14 protein-coding genes are annotated in these 20,501 nt (G+C 51.0%); 10 read left to right on the top strand and 4 right to left on the bottom strand.

Going from position 1 to position 20,501, the window contains the following annotated elements; translation table 11 throughout:
- Genes K384_RS11035 through K384_RS11050 form a run of 4 tightly spaced genes read left to right on the top strand, consistent with a single transcriptional unit; the run spans nt 1 to nt 11,693 of the window.
- Entirely contained in the window at nt 1-3,117 is a 3,117-nt protein-coding gene (locus tag K384_RS11035; protein ID WP_038032365.1) for an nSTAND1 domain-containing NTPase, read from the top strand.
- The gene (locus K384_RS11040) at nt 3,053-4,177 is read left to right on the top strand and encodes a hypothetical protein (RefSeq protein ID WP_157630144.1); all 1,125 of its coding nucleotides are present in this window, start codon (nt 3,053-3,055) and stop codon (nt 4,175-4,177) included. The genes K384_RS11035 and K384_RS11040 overlap by 65 nt, the downstream gene beginning before the upstream one ends.
- A 36-nt stretch (nt 4,178-4,213) precedes the next feature.
- A complete protein-coding gene (locus K384_RS11045) occupies nt 4,214-5,494 on the top strand; it encodes a hypothetical protein (RefSeq protein ID WP_038032368.1) in 1,281 nt (426 codons plus the stop codon).
- Between the two features lie 16 nt (nt 5,495-5,510).
- Complete coding sequence (locus K384_RS11050; protein WP_038032370.1) at nt 5,511-11,693, top strand: PKD domain-containing protein; 6,183 nt, start codon at nt 5,511-5,513, stop codon at nt 11,691-11,693.
- Nucleotide 11,694: 1 nt separating this feature from the next.
- Here K384_RS11050 and K384_RS11055 read toward each other — a convergent pair whose 3' ends face one another.
- On the bottom strand, nt 11,695-12,879 hold the full coding sequence (locus K384_RS11055; protein ID WP_038032372.1) for a tetratricopeptide repeat protein: 1,185 nt from the start codon (nt 12,877-12,879) through the stop codon (nt 11,695-11,697).
- Between the two features lie 47 nt (nt 12,880-12,926).
- Between K384_RS11055 and K384_RS11060 the strand changes: the two genes are divergently transcribed.
- The 3 genes from K384_RS11060 (at nt 12,927) to K384_RS13620 (ending at nt 15,195) form a co-directional block, all read left to right on the top strand.
- Nucleotides 12,927-14,138, top strand: a complete 1,212-nt coding sequence (locus tag K384_RS11060) for a CaiB/BaiF CoA transferase family protein (protein ID WP_038032375.1) — start codon at nt 12,927-12,929, stop codon at nt 14,136-14,138.
- A complete protein-coding gene (locus K384_RS11065) occupies nt 14,131-14,622 on the top strand; it encodes an NUDIX domain-containing protein (protein ID WP_038032377.1) in 492 nt (163 codons plus the stop codon). The genes K384_RS11060 and K384_RS11065 overlap by 8 nt, the downstream gene beginning before the upstream one ends.
- A 99-nt stretch (nt 14,623-14,721) precedes the next feature.
- Nucleotides 14,722-15,195 (top strand): MerC domain-containing protein, encoded by a 474-nt coding sequence (locus K384_RS13620; RefSeq protein WP_071837496.1) that lies wholly within the window; start codon nt 14,722-14,724, stop codon nt 15,193-15,195.
- 731 nt (nt 15,196-15,926) lie between these two features.
- Here the strand turns inward: K384_RS13620 and K384_RS11075 are convergent.
- The 3 genes from K384_RS11075 to K384_RS11085 all read right to left on the bottom strand — a co-directional run bounded on the left by K384_RS11075 (nt 15,927) and on the right by K384_RS11085 (nt 18,010).
- Nucleotides 15,927-16,895, bottom strand: coding sequence for a D-2-hydroxyacid dehydrogenase (locus K384_RS11075; RefSeq protein ID WP_038032379.1), 969 nt, complete (start codon nt 16,893-16,895; stop codon nt 15,927-15,929).
- Nucleotides 16,896-16,912: 17 nt separating this feature from the next.
- Nucleotides 16,913-17,422 carry a 5-(carboxyamino)imidazole ribonucleotide mutase gene (purE, locus tag K384_RS11080; RefSeq protein WP_038032380.1) on the bottom strand — a complete coding sequence of 170 codons (510 nt, stop codon included), beginning with the start codon at nt 17,420-17,422 and terminating at the stop codon, nt 16,913-16,915.
- 105 nt (nt 17,423-17,527) lie between these two features.
- Nucleotides 17,528-18,010, bottom strand: coding sequence for a GNAT family N-acetyltransferase (locus K384_RS11085; protein WP_051633351.1), 483 nt, complete (start codon nt 18,008-18,010; stop codon nt 17,528-17,530).
- A 167-nt stretch (nt 18,011-18,177) separates the two neighbouring features.
- Here K384_RS11085 and rsmI point away from each other — a divergent pair, with 167 nt between their 5' ends.
- The 3 genes from rsmI (at nt 18,178) to K384_RS11100 (ending at nt 20,490) form a co-directional block, all read left to right on the top strand.
- On the top strand, nt 18,178-18,903 hold the full coding sequence (gene rsmI, locus K384_RS11090; protein ID WP_038032381.1) for a 16S rRNA (cytidine(1402)-2'-O)-methyltransferase: 726 nt from the start codon (nt 18,178-18,180) through the stop codon (nt 18,901-18,903).
- A 72-nt stretch (nt 18,904-18,975) separates the two neighbouring features.
- On the top strand, nt 18,976-19,935 hold the full coding sequence (gene corA / locus K384_RS11095) for a magnesium/cobalt transporter CorA (protein ID WP_038032382.1): 960 nt from the start codon (nt 18,976-18,978) through the stop codon (nt 19,933-19,935).
- Nucleotides 19,936-20,043: 108 nt separating this feature from the next.
- Nucleotides 20,044-20,490 (top strand): hypothetical protein, encoded by a 447-nt coding sequence (locus K384_RS11100; RefSeq protein ID WP_038032385.1) that lies wholly within the window; start codon nt 20,044-20,046, stop codon nt 20,488-20,490.
- Nucleotides 20,491-20,501 lie beyond the last annotated feature (11 nt).

Genomic DNA, 20,501 nt, shown 5'->3' on the forward strand with positions numbered 1-20,501 from the left:
GTGCTAAAAGAAAAAATACATACTACTACTCACCGGCCGAAGCGCTTTTGCCCTTTTCCCGGCTTACGCCCATTCAAAGCCGAAGAAAGTTTTCTTTTCTTTGGACGCAATGAACAAAGCGACGAAGCGGCTTCTTTGCTGCTTAAAAATCACTTTTTGGCTATAGTAGGCCCTTCCGGCAGTGGGAAGTCTTCATTTACCTACTGCGGCTTTCTGCCGGCCCTCTACAGAGCAAGCACCTCTTTAGGCAGCACTCATTGGCATGTTATCAACGTTCGACCGGGGCAAGCGGCCGTCATGGCCCTGGCGCAAGCGCTGGAACAAACATTCGCCCTTTCGTCAATGCCGGCACAAGCTTCGCCGGCACTTGCTGCCCACCTGATGAGTCATACCCAAAGCCTGTGGCAATATTTGCAAGCGCATAACCATGACCATCGACCCGTTTTGCTGTTGATTGATCAATTTGAAGAGCTGTTTCGTGCTTTGTCCACCCCTTCCGAAAGCAACGCCTTCCGCCAAGCCCAACACTTTTTACTTCTTTTGGAAGAAGTCATTGGTCAGTTGGCCGGCAGCCGCCTATTCGTTTGCCTGACCTTACGTGCCGACTTCATAGGCGAATGTGCCAACTATCCGGCATTAACTGAGGCTATCAATAGCGGGAGCTACATGCTGCCACAGCTCACCCGCACACAGCGCGAAGAGGTAATTTGTGGACCCATACAACTGGCCGGCGCAAGCATTACCCCCCGGCTTGTGCAACGCCTTTTGAACGATATAGGTGAGCAAAACGACCAACTCCCCGTGCTACAGCATGCCCTCATGCGCACCTGGCAATACTGGCAACAACACCGCAGCAGCCCCGGGGAACCGCTTGATTTGCCCCACTACCTTGCCATTGGCGGCATGCAAGAAGCGCTGTCGATTCATGCAGAAGAGGCTTTTAGCGAGCTCAGTGAGCGGCAGCAGCTCATTTGTGAGAAACTGTTCAAAACCATAACAGAAAAAAGTGGGAACAGCAATTTGGGAATCCGGCGGCCGGCCTCTGTAGGCGTCATAAGCAAGATTGCCGGCTGCCCGCCACAGGAAGTGATAGAAGTAGTAGAACATTTCCGCCGGTCCGATCGCTCTTTTCTCACCCCGGCCCTTCCCGCGCCCCTTACCGAAGACAGTGTCATAGACCTGTCGCACGAAGCCCTGATGCGCATATGGCGGCGCTTGCGTCAATGGGTAGAAGAAGAGCGCGACTCCATACGCATGTATTTGCGCTTGTGCGAAGCCTCGGAACTTTACCAAATAGGCAAAGCCAACCTGTGGCGCCCCCCGGATTTGTTGTTGGCGCTCAACTGGCGCGAAAAGAATCAGCCCACCTTAGAGTGGGGCATACGGCACCACCCCGCCTTTGAGCGTGCCATGCTTTTTTTGGACTTCTCGCTACAAGAGTACGAAACCGAAGAGCGAATCAAGCGGCGTCAGCAAAAAAAACGCCTGCGCAGAGCAAGGCAAACAGCCTTACTCTTTGCCTTGCTTACCATCATATCGCTTGGCTTTCTGATTTATGCTTTCGTGAAACGAACCGAAGCCGAGCAGCAACGGCGCATTGCCATAGAGCAAAAGCAAGAAGCCGAACAACAACGCCTGCTGGCAGAACAACGCGAAGAAGAGGCACGCCGCAATGCTCAAAAAGCACGCGAAGAAGAACAGCGTGCCATCGCGCAAAAGCAAGAAGCCGAGCGCCAACGGCGTATCGCTGAGTTTCAAAAACAAGAAGCCGAACGCCAACGGCAGCTGGCTTTACAAAACGAACAAATAGCAATAGAACAGGAGGGCATCGCACGCCAAAATGCTGCGCTTGCCGAAGCAAAGCGAATAGAAGCAGAGCAAAACTACCTGGAAGCCGAGCGCCAACGCGCCCGCGCCCGGCGGCAACGGTTGCTCTCCATTGCCAAAGCCATGGCGTTAAAGTCATTGCAAGTAGTAGAAGATGCCGAGCTGCAAGGGCTATTGGCACAACAGGCTGCTTCTTTTCATCTGAACAATGGGGGCTCGCTTTATGACCCCGACATATACCGCGCTCTTTATTATGCTTTGCGTAATTACAAAGGAAGCGACTTCAACCGTTTAGCCATTCATCAAGATATGGTAAGAAGCATGGTGTCTCATCCTCAACGGGCTGTGATTTACAGCTGTGGCAGCGATGGGCGTGTGTTTGCCATCAATACCGGGCAAGTGCAGCAAAGCAAGCTCATTGCACAAATGCCCGGCGTGCAAAAAAGTCTGGCAATTACTCCTGAAGGTCAATTTTTGGCCGTGGGCGGCGACAACAGCAGTATTCAGATATACCAAACCGGCAGCCTGAAACTGCACACCACCATACAGCTGCCCGCCGGAAGTGGCGCCCGCTTTCTTGCCTACGGTATGCACAACGGACAAGCCGTACTGCTCTTTGTCCTCTCAGACAACACATTCTACATTTACCGCCATGGCGATGAATCTGTAGAAAAGCTGCCGCTTACTACAGCTCATATTACAGACGTGGCACTCACTGCCGATGCGCAAAAAATATTTTTCAGTACCGTAGAAGGAAAAATATGGGAATACACACTTGCAGACGGACAAACACAGGAGATATGGAGCAGCCGGCTGCCCGTGTCGGCTTTCGCTATAAGCCCCGACCGGCAACATATTGCCATAGGGCTCTTCCACGGGCAAGTATATTTCATGAACTTGGACAGCCACAAAAAAGTACGGCTCTACGGACACAGCCGTGAAATTACAGACATTGCATTTGATGCCTCCGGCGAACATTTGGCAACGGCTTCCCGCGACCGGAGCGTGCGCGTATGGCGCCTCCGGGCCCTCAATGAAGAGCCTTTGTTGCTGGATGATTATCAGAGCTGGGCAACTGCCCTCTGCTTCACCCCTGACGGCCTGCGCCTGTTTGCCGGTGCTCATGACCACCAAATAAGGTTTTGGTTCTTAGATATACAAAACATGGGCACACAACTGTGCCAATACCTCAAACACAACCTAAGCAAAGAAGAATGGCAACGCTATGTATCTGAAGATATTCCTTACGAAGAAACCTGTGCAGGCTTACCGCCTCGTCATATGGAGTAGCCTGTTTTGGCTGCTGGCGCTCCCTGCTTTCAGCCAGACCCTCGATTGTGCGCTGGCGCTCAACCAAGCAGAGCAAGCATTTGACGATGGCTTGTTCGACAACATAGAGCCGGCCCTGCTGCCCTGCTTGCGTGGCGGCAAGCTCAACAGGGAAGAAAAGGTGCGTGCCTACAGGCTGCTGTGTTTGCTGTACCTATACCAAGACTACCCCCAAAAAGCAGAAGAGGCCATGCAAAAACTGCTTACCCTCGCCCCGGAATACCAATACCGCAGCGACGAGCCCAATGAGTTTAAAATGCTGCACCGTCGTTTTCGCATCATCCCTCATTTAATAGTGGGCGGCGGAGGTGGCTTAAACTATTCCCGTCTGTTGGTGCAGGAATATTATAGTACCGACATTCAGCCATCCGAAACCAAGTATGCAGGACGCTGGGCATATCAAGGTGGCATTTACCTTGCCAAGCCTCTCAGTTTTCATTGGGCCATGCATGCACAGCTGTTCTTCACAAGCAGAAGTTATGCTTCTTCGCAAGCTCTTTTTGGTTATAGCCGCTTGGAGGTTATAGAGCGGCAAAACAGCCTGCAAGCACAACTGAGCGTACAGTATAACTTAAACAATAAATACAACTTCTCGCTTCGAGGGCATAATTTCTACCTGCAAGGCGGTGTTGCTATGGCCCGCCACTTAAGCAGCACTGCCGACTTTCTACGCACCGATGCAGTGGGCAATATCAATCGCTCGGTAGAAGACAAAAACTATGCAATAGACAAGCTGCGTACCCCCCTGTTGTTATGGATTCAAGCAGGTATGGGCTTCGAATATAAGCTGGGCATTGGACATCTTCTGTTGGCAGTCAACGCCTACTACCCGGTTAACCTTGCCAACAACCCTCAAAACAGATTCAGCGACACGGCTTTGATAGCCCGTTATGGCTACATAGACAATAACTTCAGCTGGGCACAGGTGCAAATCAACTTCGGTTACATGTATCCGCTTTACCGCCCGAAAATCAAACGCAAAAAGCACTCGGGCAACAACATAAAAGTCGTTCACAATTAACAGCTTACAAAACAGAAGAAAAAAGTATTCAAATATATGAGAGTCGCTCCCCGCACTATATTGTTCTTGCCGGCATGCTTATGTTGGTTCCTTACCGGATGCCAATGGCTGTCACCACCTCTTACGCCCGAAACCACCTACTTCAAGCTGCTGGGCGGTGCACTCAACGATGTTGCCTACGACATTGCCTTCACCGGGCAGGGCGACTTTCTCATAGCAGGCGCCGAAGTCAATATCATTACCGATGAAGCATCTCAACTGCCCGTGGAGGTCTCACGGGCTATGCTGTACCGGCTCACAGATGCCGGCACTTTGGTATGGCAAACAGAGGTGCCGGGCAAAACAGCTAAAGCTGTTCGTGTTCAGGGGCAAGAGGCTGCCTATGTAGCTACCGACTATATTACAACCAAAATCAACGGGCAAAACATCACCAAAGTAGCTTTAAGCAAAGTAAGCCTCGCCACCGGGACCGTGGAATGGACTAAAATTTATGATGAAAACGTATCGGCTACTTTCTTTCCCAATGACCAAATACAGCAGGCTATTCAACTGGAGATAAAAGGGCAGGAAATCATCATAGCTGCCACCTATAATGTCAACTGCCAAAGCAGCGCCTCACAGCTGTGTCAGAAGGCTCTGTTTATTTATACTGATTTATCGGGCAATGTGCTGCTTTCCAAGGTGCAGCGCTACGGGCTGGACAACTACGACAACACCATCGCCCGCATCCGGCAACAAGACAACATCATTTTCTGGTGTGGCACTACGGTGGTCTCAGGCAGCACGCCTCGCATCAGAGTGGCCGGCTTCCGCCAAGACAACAATACCACCCCCATCTTTGATATTCTTACGCTGGGCGACCCGCTTAAAAATGAAACGGGCAGTGACCTGCAAGTGGGCACTGACGGCAATCTTTACCTGATAGGCAGTAGCAACCAAGACATTTTCCTGGCGCGTATCGACTTGCAGCGCGACAGCCAAGGTAATATCATAGCATGGAACAAAGCATGGCAGAAAACGATAGGCGGCAGCGGCGAGGATGAAGGCATCGCACTGTTTATAGCAGCGAATGGCGACTTGCTCGTTGCCGGCGATATAAGCTCTACCTCTCAAAATGAAGAAATTTATGTAGGCCGCTACTCTGCGGGCGGCACCTTGCTTTGGGAGCAAACCTTTGGCGGCAGAGGCAATGACCATGCCCGCCTTATACAAGAATTACCGTCGGGAGAGATATTGCTGTTGGGCACGTTCTTCTTCGAAAACAACGACATGATCACCTTAATACGCCTCACTGCTGACGGCTCATTCATTGAATAACCTTTTCCCTTTTATTATGAAAACGCTTCTTTTATACCTCATATGTTGGCTGCCGCTGACGGCACTCCGGGCAGCCCCTCCCGATTTACTGGAGACTTCGCTCTCTCCAAGTCAAGGGGCTATCAATGTGCCGGTTTCTACTTCCTTGTCGTTTCATTTTGACATAAATGTAAGCAAAGGAAGTGGCAACATTACGCTGACACCCGTCTTTGGTACAGCGCCCATCGTAAACATATCCGTCTCCGGCAGCAATGTAACAATAAGCGGAAATACGGTGACAGTGACCGGTATTTCCTTGATAGAAAATGTGGAATACAGCGTGGCGATTGATGCGGGTGCTTTTGTCGATGCCAATAATTCTGCCGATGCTTATGACGGCACCATTAGCGGCGGCTGGCAATTTACTACTGCCGGCAGTATCAACATCACTGCGCCGGTGTTAAACAATCTGTGTGCCGGCGGCAGCAACTACGAGCCTCTGGGCGCCATCGTCATTGAAGAGGTATCGAAAGATAATTTTGAAATAGGCAACGGACAATGGCTTATTCTGCAGACGCCCAACAATTTTGAGTTAAAGCCGGGCACAGGTACGGTCTCGTTCACGGGCAATGGTGTCAGTTTGCAAAGCTACAGCATCACTTCCAATTATATATTCATTGAGTACAACATAAACGATTATAGTGCTGTCAATACGCTTACCATCTCGGGATTAGAGGTAAAAGCCTTGGCAGGAGCAAGCAGTGGCAACATACGGCGTGCTGCCTTCAGCAGTTCCGTTATAGCCGGCTTAAATGGCACAAGTATCCTGGCAAGTCTAAGTGCCAATGCACCACCGGCAGCACCTGCTTTGGCAACGGGCACTCCTACCGCCTTCTGTGTGGGCGACGACCTTTCGGGCGTCACTTTTCCAATAGATATGCCCGGTAGTGACACATACCACTGGTATGCCGATGCGTCGCTTTCCACTCTCCTTGTCAGTAAAACCGGCAGCGATGCGGCAACTGCTTCGGATTTAGGCGTTAACACTGCTTCGGCACAAGATTATGTGTTTTATATAGTAAGACAAAACAGCCTTACCAACTGCCTCAGCCCCGCCACCGAAATAACCGTCAGCATTAAGAATGTGCCTACGCTGAATGTGAGCAGCTCCGATGGTGATAACGCAGTCTGCCAAGGTGAAGTCATTACTTTCACCGGCTTTTCTAATGCCGGCACTTTGACAGTAACCGTAGATGGCAACCCTGCCGCATCTTACGGCACCTTGAATATTTATAGCGGTGGTTTTTTATTCACCACTTCCTCATCACTGGCGTCAGCTACTTATACGCTGCAAGTACAAGCAGAAGAAAACGGATGCACTTCCACACAAAATATACCGTTTACCATTCACCCCCTCCCTACTGTTAGCTTCGTCCCGCCTGTTACTGTCTTTTATCAAAATCAGAACCCCGTTACTTTGACCGGGGGGGCACCTGCAGGTGGGAACTACAGTGGTTCCGGTGTCTTTTCCAATACATTTTACCCCGGACTTCTTTCGCCCGGAAACTACGTCATCACTTATGAATATAGCGACGGCAACGGATGTACAGCATCGGCACAAGCCACTTTTGAAGTGCAACCGGCTATTACCGACCCCATCGTATTGGATTCTACCGACCCGCTCTGCAGCAACAACGGCCTGCGTAGGATAGCGCCTAACCCAAGCCTGTATTCAGGCAGCCCCACTATTTTGGCACCCGGCGATATCATCAACTGCACTGCCACTGCCAATGAGTACAAAATAAATATTACAGCCGGTGGAAGCTACGGCGGTACGCCCGGCTATTTTCCCGCCAAGGTGCTTCAATACTTCAACACCACAACCACAGTGGGGGGCATTTCCTATCCTCCGGGCTATTATATCAACCCACAAGCCGGTGAAATAAGCAGTTACCCCCATACTGTCACCCTCGAACTGGCTTACTGCTTTAACGGCGGCGGCAGCGGACAAGCTACTTTATCGCATGATATGGTCATTTATGACGCCCCCTCACTAAGCATTACGGCACCGGCCAATGGCAGCTACCATTGCACGGATGCCAACATTTCAATTACAAGCTCGCAGGACGGCAACGCCGGTATCAATTTAAGTTATCGCATACGTCAACTGCCCGGCGGTGTCTGGCAGGCACTGCCTACCAATGTGGTGCCTTCGTCTATGCTTTCTGCAGGCACAGACTATGAAATTGAAGTAAGAGGCAGCAGCGGAAGCAGCGGCTGCACAACGACACAGACCGTGACCATATCTACTTATCCGGATCCTCTTCCTTTGTTTACTTTCACCGGCAGCAGCATATACTGCGAAGGCAGCGCGGTGCTTGTATTAGACCCTTCAACTACCACGGATCCTTCCCATCCTGACTACGTCAGTAATCCAAGCAACACTTTTGACCCCGCCAAAGGCTATTTTAGTGTTTACGATAATAGCGGCAACCTGCTTCGTAACTACTCCAACGGTGAACACATCTTAAGCTTAGGTTTGCCTGCTTTTACTGCCGGTAATTACAAGCTGCGCTATACCTATACCGGCTATCAAAATTGTAATATCGCTTTTACGGAGCAAACCTTTACTATTCTTACTTTACCCACTGTCAGTTTCAGTGGACTGGCAAGCGGATATTGTTTAAATAGCGGAAATGTAACGTTGAGCGGCACGCCTGGCGGTGGCACCTTCTACATACGCCGGCTATCACCGTCTTCTACTGCACCGGAAGCGCTGCCCGGCAACACTTTTTCTGCGGCAGCCCCCTTGCCATCGGAACCGCTCCCCCCGGGCGCTACTCTTGCCGACAGCAATGCCCATGCCGGCACTTATGAAGTTTATTATGAATACACGGACGCCAACGGATGCACCAACCGGAGCAGTACGCAGTCTTTTGCCATATACTCTTTACCTGATGTAGATTTTGCCTATACGAATGGCAGTGATACTTATTGCGCCAACTCGACTGTTATCGAACTCTCTCCCACGCGTAGCAATGGAGCGCTTACACCTGCCAACGGCTATTTTACCATCAGCAGAAGCAGCCCCGCATTTTCTTTAAGGCTTGCCAATGGCGATAACGACATAGTTCCGGGGAGTGAACTTGCAGGACCGGGCACCTACCGTGTGCGTTATCACTACACCGATGAAAACGGTTGCAGCAACACCTCCGTAGCCAAAGATTTATATATTTTGTCAGTTCCTAATCCCTCTTTTACCGGCTTATCAAGCACTTATTGTGTCAACGACCAACAAAATATTGCACTTACGCCCTTGCCGGCATCGGGCGGCACCTTCTACATACGCCGCATAAGCCCGTCTTTGTCCACTTGGGAAAGCTTAGCGGGCAATGTATTTAAACCCTACGAGCCCTTGCCTTCCGAGCCACTTCCTCCTGCACCGGCAGACGCCGACCGGAATGCGCGTGCAGGTACTTATGAAATCAAATATGAGTTCACAGACGGGAATGGATGCACCGGAACAAGCCCTGTTCAAACCGTTTATGTCAACCCACTCTCCGAAGTCGATTTCACCTTGCCCAGCGGTAACAGCTATTGCGAATCCGATACACAAGTCAGCTTTTCTCCCTTTTTTGTAAATGGAGGTACAATCACGCCCTCTTCCGGTTATTTCACCATTACCAAGGGGGCATTCAACCTGCAACTAAACAACGGCGACCATAACGTGTCGATTGGCAGTGAACTGGTAGCCCAAGCAGGCACAGGCACCTACAGCGTTTACTATACCTATGACGATGGCAATTGTAGTGACCGGAGCCCTACCTATACCTTTGACATAAACCCTTTACCACAAGTAAGCTTTAGCTTTTCCGGCGGACAGAGCAGCTATTGCATAGATGCCGGCGAAGTTACGCTTATTCCCACACGCAGCAACGGTACACTTACACCTGCCGGCGGGTATTTCCGGTTCATCAAAGGCTCTTTTACATACACACTGAATACAGGCGACAATACCGTGGACATAGGCAGCGAGCTGGATGGCGCCGGTATTTACCAGCTAACCTATCATTATACCGATGAAAACGGCTGCACGAACAGTTCAGTGCCGCAAACACTTACTATCTATGACGTCCCGCAGCTTTCTTTCTCGGCACCTGTCGTTTGTTTTGGCAGCCCCTCTCAATTCAATGCTTCCATCACACTTAATGACTTCGACGGGAACAACCCCATCACGCAAATACAGTGGGACTATGGCGACAACCAAACCGAAGTGTACCAAGGCAGCACCTTGAATGATGGATATGCCCCTCAACATACGTATGCCAATGCGGGCAATTACAATGCAACCCTCACGGTTACGACTGCCCAAGCTTGTACTAAAAACTACAGCCAAGTGATACGGGTGGGTGCCATCCCGCAGGCAGGCTTTACTGTACAGAATTTTTGCATAGACGAAGGCATTGACATTCAAAGCACGGCTTCCATCACCTCGCCCGATTTTATACAAACCTATCTTTACGATTTCGGTGACGGCAATACCTCTTCTCTTCCCAATCCGACACACCACTATGCGGCGCCGGGCAAATACAAAATCGTGCAAACTGTAACCAGTGATGTGGGCTGCAGCGCGCAAGACAGCCTTTACGTGCTTGTATTCCCGCAAATAAGCATACAAGCCACTCAACCTTACTACGAAGACTTCGAAAGTGGCAACGGCGGCTGGCTTCCATTCGGCAGCATCGCAACACAAAATAACCAATACAGCTGGGCGTATGGCGTTCCCACACTAAGTGCTGCAAGTGCTACCAACTGTTGGCTCAACAAAACACAGGGGGGTACCTATGCCCACAACGAGCAGTCATTTATCGAAAGTCCCTGCTTCGACATCAGTACGCTGCAGCGTCCCATGCTGCGTTTCGAGCTTTACTATCATACCGACATCAGCGATGGACTGGTAGTACAGGCAAGCACAGACAACGGCCTTAGCTGGCAAACCGTCGGCAGTATCAATGAAGGGATTGCATGGTACAATGCCGCAGGCATTGCAGGGCAACCGGGCGGGCAAGCCTTGGTCGGTTGGTCGGGCAATAGCCAAGGCTGGGTGCGTGCCGCCTATCCGCTGGATGCCTTCTCAGGTGCCGGACAATTGCGCTTGCGCCTGGCTTTTGGCAGCAATGCCGACAATGTGAGTGCCGGTAGTTTTGATGGAGTAGCCATTGACAACATATTCATTGGCGAGCGAAACAGAAACGTACTCATCGAAACCTTTACCAACACCTATGACAACGATGCCATTCAGGAGGTAAGCAGCATTTACAATGGGCTGAGTACTACTTTTTCTGAAGCTACTTTCATCAGCTATCACACCTCTTTCCCTTCTGCCAATGACCCTCTGCACCAGAGCAGTAGTGCCGCCGCAGGTGCCCGTGGGCTTTTCTACGGGGTATCGGCAGTGCCCAAAACCATCATTGACGGATACACCGAATCACAAGCATTTGACAACTGGGGCAGCACTTATTACAACCGGCAAACACTCATACAATCTCCCCTACAATTGAGCTTACAGTTTATCAGCAACCCGGTAGAAAGCGTCAATGCTAAAATCACTTTAGATGCACAGTCGGCAATAGATACTACTTTAAACCTCTTTGTGGCGGCGGTCGAGCCTGTCATAGAGGGCGAAGCACTATCTGATGGCTCTCTCAGTGGACTCCGGTTTTATTATGTAGTGCGTCAGATGATACCCGACCCTTCGGGCACCCCGCTGACAATGCCCATCCAAGCAGGCGAACAGCGGCAATATCTCTTCTCCTGGCTACCGGAAAACTTATATGACAAAGATAAATTGTGGGTAGTAGCTTGGGTGCAAAACAGTAACACAAACTCCAAAGAAGTATATCAATCAGTGTGGGGGGCTATAAACTATAGCCCCACCGGTGGTGGAATTACAGCCACCATGCCTTCCCAAACAGACAATGAATGGCTGCTGTATCCCAACCCGGCAGAAGACAAATGTTTTCTCATACCCCGTCAGGGCAACAAAGCGCAAGCGGCAACGGCACGTTTGTATAACGCACAAGGGAAGTTGGTGCTGTCAAAGTCGCTTCCTGCCCAAAAGGAAGGATACTGGCTGGACGTCAAAGCGCTACCGTCGGGGGTTTATAGTCTGCACATCCTCACCGGCAAGCCCACCATCCTGCGCTTGGTGAAATGGTAGTTTAAGGAAGCGAATCTTTTTTCATGAGCGGCGTTCGAATGACCGGCTGCGGCACCTCCAAAGACGGCGGGGGCGGCACTGCCGGCATGGGCACCCCCTCGCTGCTTTCCGCTTCGCCGGCAGCAGAGTCTTGTGCAGGTGGCACCCAAGTACCGTCGCGCAGGCTGCGTGCATAGTATAAGTAGCTTTTCACTTGCGTATCCGACGGATTCAATTCCGTTGCTTTTTCCAACCACTCCACCGCCTCCTCATATTTTTTCTCCTTGATGGCACAGCGTCCCAGGTAAAAAGCTGTGCGTACAGGCAATTGGCCGTGGTCTGCCAGATAACGAAAATGCGCGCAAGCGTCTTCCCACGCATAGCGTAGAGCCAACTGCTCTGCTAACTGATAGCGTGCTGCCACGTGCAAGGGATTCAACTGCAAAGTTTTTTTATAGCACACCAAGGCACTATCTATCATGCCCTTACTAACCAAGCGTTGTGCATGATAATACCAAATGGTATCGGAGCGGGGCACCCGGCGCAAAGCCACCTCCAGCAGGCTGTCGGCTTGCGCTTTTTTATCCTGCATTTCCAATGCTTTTAACAAGAAATAATAAGGCGTTGCCTTGCGACTGTCATGTGCCAAGGCAGTACGCAATGCTTGCTCTGCTTCGGCAGGTGCTCCAAAGTGCACATACGCCTTTCCCAGAGCCAAGAAAACGGAAGCACTATAGGGCATGCAGCGACGTGCCTCCAAGAGCGCCTGCATGCAAGCGGCCGAATCACCTGTCACACGATAAGCCTCTCCCATATCCAGCCACAAAGCAGCATCGGCGTAGCCATGGCGGTGGGCATTTTCCAGCGCAAGGAGTGCTTCCCCTGCTTTTTTTTGTTGCAAGAGCAAATGACCACGCCAATACCATGCCCAAGCATAGGTAGAATCCAGACGCAGTGCTTCTTCTACATAAGCAGCTGCTACAGGCACACGCCGGTTGTGCCATGCCCACTGTGCCAGCTTGGTATATACATAGGCAGAAGGCGCCTCTTCGGCTGCCTCTTCAAGTACTTCCTTCGCTTTTTCTCCTGTAACGGCTGCCTGTTCGGGCATCGGATAAATACGGTCATCACTTGCTTCATACCCACTGCAAGCCCCCAGGCTAAGGCAAGCAAACGATAAGACTGGTAAAAGGTAGCGCCACTTCATGAGTTTTTGTATTTTCAAGCAATGTTAAAGAAAAAATCCCATACACCATGCCTCAAGCCCCTTTACAAGGAATACGCGTCATTGACTTAAGCCGTTTGTTGCCGGGCCCGTTGGCAACGCTCTTTTTGGCAGACCTGGGCGCCGAGGTCATCAAGGTAGAGCTGCCCCAACAACCCGACTACGTGCGCCATTACCCTCCTTTCTATACCACCGCCCAAGGCGACACTTTCTCTGCCAACTACCTCACGCTCAACCACTCCAAAAAAAACATAGCCATCGACTACACGCGCCCCGAAGGACGTGAGCTGCTCGTAGAACTCATACGGATGGCCGACGTAGTGGTAGAACAGTTTCGTCCCGGCTATCTCGCACAATACGGTTTGGACTACAATACCCTCGCCGCCATACATCCGGGATTGGTGTATGTCTCCATCTCAGGATTCGGGCAGCATGGTCCCTATGCCTCACGCGCGGGACACGACCTCAATTACATTGCTTATGCCGGCATTCTGGGCTTGCATACGCATCAAGGCAAGCCCCTGTTACCCCCCATACAGATAGCCGACATAGCCGGAGGCAGCTATATGGCTGTCATGGGCACCCTGGCCGCTCTTTTGGCGCGGCATCGAAGCGGCAAAGGCGAGCACGTGGACGTATCTATGACCCAAGGCGCCCTTCCTATGCTGCACCTGCTGATGGCAGAGTATTGGGCAAATGGACAAGTACCCGAGCCCGAAAACATGCCGCTTTCGGGCGGTCTCATCAATTACGAGGTGTATCGTTGCAAAGACGGAAAATGGATTGCTTTTGCAGCTCTTGAACCCAAGTTCTGGATGCGCTTTTGCGAAGCCGTCGGCAAACCCGAATTGATAGGCTTAGGTCTGGAGCAAAACACTTCGCCCGAAAAGAAGGCAGCATGCAAAGCCCGGCTGGCTGCCCTGTTCGAAAGCAAAGAGCGGGACGAATGGTTGCGGCTCGATGCCGAACACGAGCTGCTCATCAGCCCGGTGTACCAACTCGATGAGCTGGAAAAAGACCCGCACCTGCAAGCCCGGCAGGCATTCGTGGAAATCCCTCACCCGGTATTGGGCAGCTACCGCAGCATTGCCCTGCCCATTGGCTTCAAAAATCATGTGCCGGCAGCCCCCACACCGGCACCCGCACTGGGCGCACACACCCGTGAGCTGCTGCACGCTTTGGGCATAGATGCCGCTAAAATAGAAGTACTACAAGAAAAAAAGGTGATTCGCTGTGTCTGAACTATCACAAGAAGTAGTAGATACTTTCGGCAACCGTCTGCGCGTGCGCTGTTGCGGATTGCTGTTTCATGATAATCGGCTGTTGCTCATACGCCATCGCATGGGCGAAGGGCGCTATTTATGGACACCGCCCGGCGGTGGCATGCTTTTCGGCGAAACGGCAGGCGACTGCCTCAAACGGGAATTTGAAGAGGAATGTGGCTTGGATGTCACCCCGCGGCGTTTCCTTTTTGTGCACGAGCTGCTGCTTCCGCCTTTGCATGGCATCGAGTTGTTTTTTGAAGTAACACCTGCACAAGCGCTTCCCCAAATCTTACAGCCGGGGCACGACCCGGAAGTAAACACGCCCATCATAGATCAACTGGCTTTTTTCGATGACATGCAGCTCAGCCGGCTGCCTCATGAGCAGAAGCACCCCCTGCTGCGGCGCTTTTCCCTTCAACAAATCCTTGATTTACAAGGATATTTCATCACTTCCAACTGAAAGACTTGGGGCATTTTGCTTATTTTTGCAACTTTGTTGCAAAAATAATGGTTATTTAACCGTCGCGAACGGCATATTCAATACTTAACTGTCATCTTCATGCCTGTCTCTTCTTCTTCTACCTCCGGCACTCGTTGGGCTGACCGCTTGGGCATGCTCAATGCCCTGATTTGCCTGGTACACTGCCTGGCATTACCCCTGCTGGCCACCATAGGCAGCTTCAGCCATTTGCTGCTTGAAAGCATATGGCTGGACCTGGTTTTTATTGCCATCAGTTATTTTGCCGTGTGGCGTGTAGCCCGGAAGTCGCCGGCTTACACCCCTACCATACGCTGGCTCTGGTTATGGGCAAGTATTTTCGCCATAAGCCTGCTCATAGGGCACTCCGGATATCCTTTCTTCGAATACTTTTCTTATTTCGCCTCGGTGATGCTGGCATGGACGCACTTCAAGCGTTATCGTGAAACGGGCTGTTCAAACGATGGCGCCCCCATCGCCAAAATTGATTATCGTACTTCCGGGCAAAAGGCAGCACATGATGCTTTTCGCGAAAAGGAACAAGTTCTTTCATAGTATTGAAGCCTGCTGCCGATACCAAACAACTGGCATTTTCCAACAACAAACGCAAAGGGCGACTCCCCGCATAGTGCCAAGCACTCCCCAATACAGGACAGGGACGGGGCGCCACGTAATACCAGCGCAGATGGGGCGCCCGTTGCCCGGCATAGGCAGCCAGACACTGCCACTCGTGATGGTTCCCTGTATGCAATACCACCCCATAAGGCTGCTCCGGCAAAGAGCAATCGCCTTCCGGCAAAGGGAAGTTTAAAGTCAGTGGTTGCCTTTCTACCTTCCAAGCGTCAAAGGTGGCTTTTTGTAACGGATGGCATTCCTCCAATAAATAAACCCCCTCCAAAGCAGGGGGCTTGCACGCGCAATGCCCCATGTAGCGCTCCCATTGCACATAACGGCTCACCAGCACCTTCGGCAGGTGCTCTATAAAAGGAAGCACCCGCAAAAGTTCGCCTTGTACCCCCCAAGGGAATACATCTATCCACAAGGTGCGGCAGGCAGTCAGCTGCAGCAGCTCCCGGAAATAACGGGCATAAGCATCTGCATCGTATGCCAAAGAAGGCGGCATATACACCACCTCTACATTAGCAGGGGGCACATACCCAAAGCGGTGATGGTTCGTTACCAAATAGACTCTGGCAACAGAGAATAAATGCTGTTCGATAATACGCAATGAACGATGCACATGCCCCCAGCCACCGCCTACCGCATAGTAAAGAATGCTATCATTTTCAGGCGTTGACCACATTTTTCGGCTTCCCTTCTATGAACGAACGCAGGTTGTCTGCCACTATAGCCAGCAAACGGCTGCGCGACTCGTGGCTACTCCATGCGTTGTGTGGTGTCACAATACAGTTGGGCAGCGTAAGCAGGGGATGACCGGGCGGCGGGGGCTCTTGTGCCAATACGTCCAATGCAGCTGCTTTGATACGGTTGTTGCTTAAGGCTTCGAACAAAGCCACCTCATCAATAAGAGCTCCCCGGGCTGTATTGACCAGCACGGCCGTGGGCTTCATCAAAGACAAACGATGTGCATTGACCAGCTTTGTCGTTTCAGGTGTCAGGGGGCAATGCAGGCTCACTACATCACTGGTGGCAAAGAGCTCGTCCAAGGGTACCCACCGTGCCCCTTTGCGTTGCACCTCCGCTTTGTCGGGATGGTATGCCACCACCCACATACCCAAAGCCCGTGCCATGCGCGCCACCTGATAACCAATATTGCCCAACCCTACAACCCCCAACTGTTTGCCTGCCAACTCCACGATGGGACGTTTCCAATAGCACCAACTGCTGCTCCACTCACCGCGATGTGTGCTTTCATGATGCAAAGGGATCTCGTTGCAAGCGGCCAGCATCAAAGCCAGTGTATGCTGCGCTACCGACATGGTGCCATAACCCGAAGCATTGGTTACTATGATGCCACGCTCGCGTGCGCACACTATGTCCACATTGTTATAGCCACTGGCCAATAAACCTATGTATTTCAACTTGGGCAGCTGTTCAATGATTGAGCGGTCCAGCACCACCTTGTTGACGAGCAACACATCGGCAGCCGAAGCCCGGGCAAGCACCTCTTCGGGGGCAGTATGCTCATACAAAGTCAAGTGCCCCAAAGCATGCAGTTCGGACCAGTCCAAATCGCCCACATCCAGCGGGCGGCTGTCCAACACCACAATTTCAAGTGTTTCTTCCTTTTTCATATTCACAAACTCAAACCCTATACATCTCTTTCTTCATCCAAGTCCTGTTGCTGCCGGTATATCTTCTCTTTCAGTGCTTCTTTGAACTGTTCCAGCAGGCCGGCAAGTGTGTCATCGGAAGTAGCCAATATTTGAACTGCCAAAATGCCGGCGTTGCGCGCGCCGTCGAGTGCCACCGTAGCTACCGGCACACCTGCGGGCATCTGCAGAATAGACAAGACCGAATCCCAACCGTCTATGGAATTGCGCGATTTCACGGGCACGCCTATAACCGGCAAGGTGGTAAGCGAAGCCACCATACCGGGCAAGTGTGCGGCACCGCCTGCCCCTGCTATAATCACCCGTATGCCACGTGCCCGTGCCTGACGGGCATAATCAAACATGCGCTCGGGTGTGCGGTGTGCCGATACGATTTGCACTTCGTATGGCACTTGCATATCGTCCAAAAAGGCGGCTGCTTCTTTCATCACAGGCCAATCGGACTTGCTGCCCATGATAATCCCTACTTTTGGTGAAATATCTTTCATAAAATGAAACAGTTAACGATTGTAAAACTTTTGTTTTTGTCAATGGCACACTAAATCTGTTTGGTACTTCAAACCCTTTCAAACAAAGCAAGTGAGCCCCTTACTTTAAAGCCCTTTCAGATATTCCTCCACTTGTCCGGGTGTCATGCGGCAATTGATCCATTCGGCATCAAAAGTTACCGGCATGCGTTTGTAAAAGCGAATGGCCGGCTCGTTCCATTCCAGCACTTGCCAGGCTACCCGCCCCACACCTGCGGCCTGAGCCAAGCGCAAAGCCTCATCGAACAAACGTTTGCCAATTCCCTGCCCGCGTGCCGACTCTTTCACCACAATATCTTCTACATAGAACACGCGCCCTTTCCAGGTAGAATAAGGGAAACAGTACAACAAAATACCCACTACTTCCCCTTCTTGTTCTGCCACCAGGCAGCCGAAATAACCATTTGCGAAATCGTGTTTGAGCTGTTCCGGTGAATTGGTATGTTCATGCGCCGCCTTTTCATAGGCTGCCAGCTCGGCAATGAGTGCGTGCACGGCCGGCATGTCGTCGAGCACCGCTGCCCGTATTGTACAAGCATTTGATTCCATAAGCAAAAAGTTTTGGTTTCAAATCTACATATTTCAACAGGCTAACAAAAACCCCTTCCCTGCCTTTTTGCCTGAAAGAAGGAAAGTGCCTCTTTTCTTTACGCTGCTTTTCACCTAAGAAAGTCCTACCTTTGCAAAAATGATTGAAGACTTTAAGTAAACATAGTATGAGCAAGCATGAACCTACCGTCGCTCACCTCACCTTGGTACCCACCCCCATTGGCAACCTGCAGGATCTGACCTTCCGGGCTGTCGATGTGCTCAGAAGTGTAGATACCATCCTTGCCGAAGACACACGCAATGCCCAAAAGCTACTCCGGCACTTCGACATACAACGCCCTCTGCAGAGCTACCATGCCCACAACGAGCACACCCAAGTCAATAAGTTGATTGCCCGCATGCAGCAGGGCGAACGCATGGCGCTTATATCCGACGCCGGCACACCGGCTATTTCAGACCCCGGCTTTTTGTTGGTGCGTGCTTGTGTGCAAGCAGGGCTGCAAGTAGAATGCCTGCCCGGCGCTACGGCCTTCGTCCCTGCCTTGGTGCAGTCAGGTCTTCCTTGCGACCGCTTCGTTTTCGAAGGCTTCCTGCCTCATAAGAAAGGGCGCCAAACCCGCTTGCAAGAGTTGGCCGGCGAAACGCGCACCATCGTGCTCTACGAGTCGCCCCACCGCCTGCTCAAAACCCTGCAGCAGCTCAAAGAGCATTTCGGGGGTGAACGCCCCATAGCGGTCGTGCGCGAAATAAGCAAGCTGTTTGCAGAAACCATACGCGGCACCATCGATTCCGTCCTTACTCATTATGCAGAAGGCGGCACCATCAAGGGCGAATTTGTTTTGGTTATAGGGGGGCTTGAAAAGGAAAAGAACAAACAGGCTGCCATGTTATGATTACAATAAATTTCGTATTAACTTGCCGATGCCTTTGTTGCGCATGGTAGAACCTCTAAAACAAGCGGGGGTATGATTCGCGTTTTTTACCTCAATGAAGTACAAGAAATCAAATGGGTGAAACTGAACAATCCGGAAGATGAAATACAGGATTTTCAAAACGTCATTTGGATTGACCTGCAGTCACCCAGCGAACAGGAAAAGCGCATCGTAGAAGAAGTCTACGGCATAGAGTTTTTCACCCCACAAGAAGCCGCCGAAATCGAGAGCAGCTCGCGTTACTACGAAGACCAGCGCGTGATTGAAGCCAACAACACCTTTGTTGTGTATGAAAACAAATTCTATGTGGCACGGCAGGTGTCTTTCATCCTGAAAGGCGGTATTTTGTTTACGCTGCGCAACAACGACCTCAAAGCCTTTGCCGACGTGGTGCGCCGGCTCAAAACCATGCCGCCCGGTTATATTAGCCGCGGCACACAAATATGGATGATGATACTGGAAACCCGCATCGACCTGGATGCCGACTTCATCGAGTATCTGAGTCGGGTAACCAACCACATCAGTAAGAAAATCATCCGGGACAAAGAGTACCAAGAAGAGATACTGCTCAAACTCACCGAGCTGCAGGAAAACACCATCCTTATCCGCGAAAGCATCATAGACAAACAGCGGGTGGTATCGTCTCTGCTCAAAAGCATCATGATTCCGGACGAAGAGAAAGAGCGCCTGCGTATTGTTATCAAAGACATCAACTCACTGCTCCAACACGCTGATTTCAGCTTTCAACGGCTCGAGTATTTACAAAACACCTTTCTTGGCTTGGTCAACATAGAACAAAACCACGTCATCAAGATATTTACGGTGGTGACGGTGGTCTTCTTGCCCCCCACCCTTATTGCCAGCATCTACGGTATGAACTTCGAATTCATGCCTGAGCTTAAATGGACCTATGGTTATCCGCTTTCACTGATTATGATGGTTACCTCCTCCCTTTTGTTTTTGTGGTACTTCAAACAGAAGAAGTGGCTGTAAAGCCGGCGGCGATAAAAAAATAATTTTTACACCCAAAAAGGCGATGACCCATTGGGTACGGTATCAATTTTGCTTATATTCAAGAGTATAAGCAAACAACCGTTTATTATGAAAAGCCCTCTCCTTCTCCTCTTTCTTTTGCTGAGCCTTTCTTTTACTTATGCTCAAAACAACACACCGCCGGCAAACCAAGCAGAACAGTTGGCACATGACCTTTGCACCTGCGTTTCCGATTATTTTGAAGGCATGCACCCCGCCATTCAGAGCTACATGAAAGACATGCTGGAATTGGGGGAAGCAGAAGCCACCCGCCTGTTCAGTGAAAAAATAGAAAACATGTCTGCCGAAGAGCAGCAAAAAGTGCAACAAGATGCGCAGCGTATGCAAGACATCGCCAACGACCCGGCATTTGCCCGCTGTGCTCAACTGGTGCAGGATGCTACCATGAGCGATGAGCAAGCACTTGACTTTCAAAACTACCTCATGAATGCTTCTGCCTGCAGTCTTATGCGCACCTTCATGCTGCTGGGACAAGCCCGGCAAGCAAGCGAGTAAACTCATTTTAT

The sequence above is a fragment of the Thermonema rossianum DSM 10300 genome (assembly GCF_000426825.1).
GTDB classification, from domain to species: domain Bacteria; phylum Bacteroidota; class Bacteroidia; order Cytophagales; family Thermonemataceae; genus Thermonema; species Thermonema rossianum.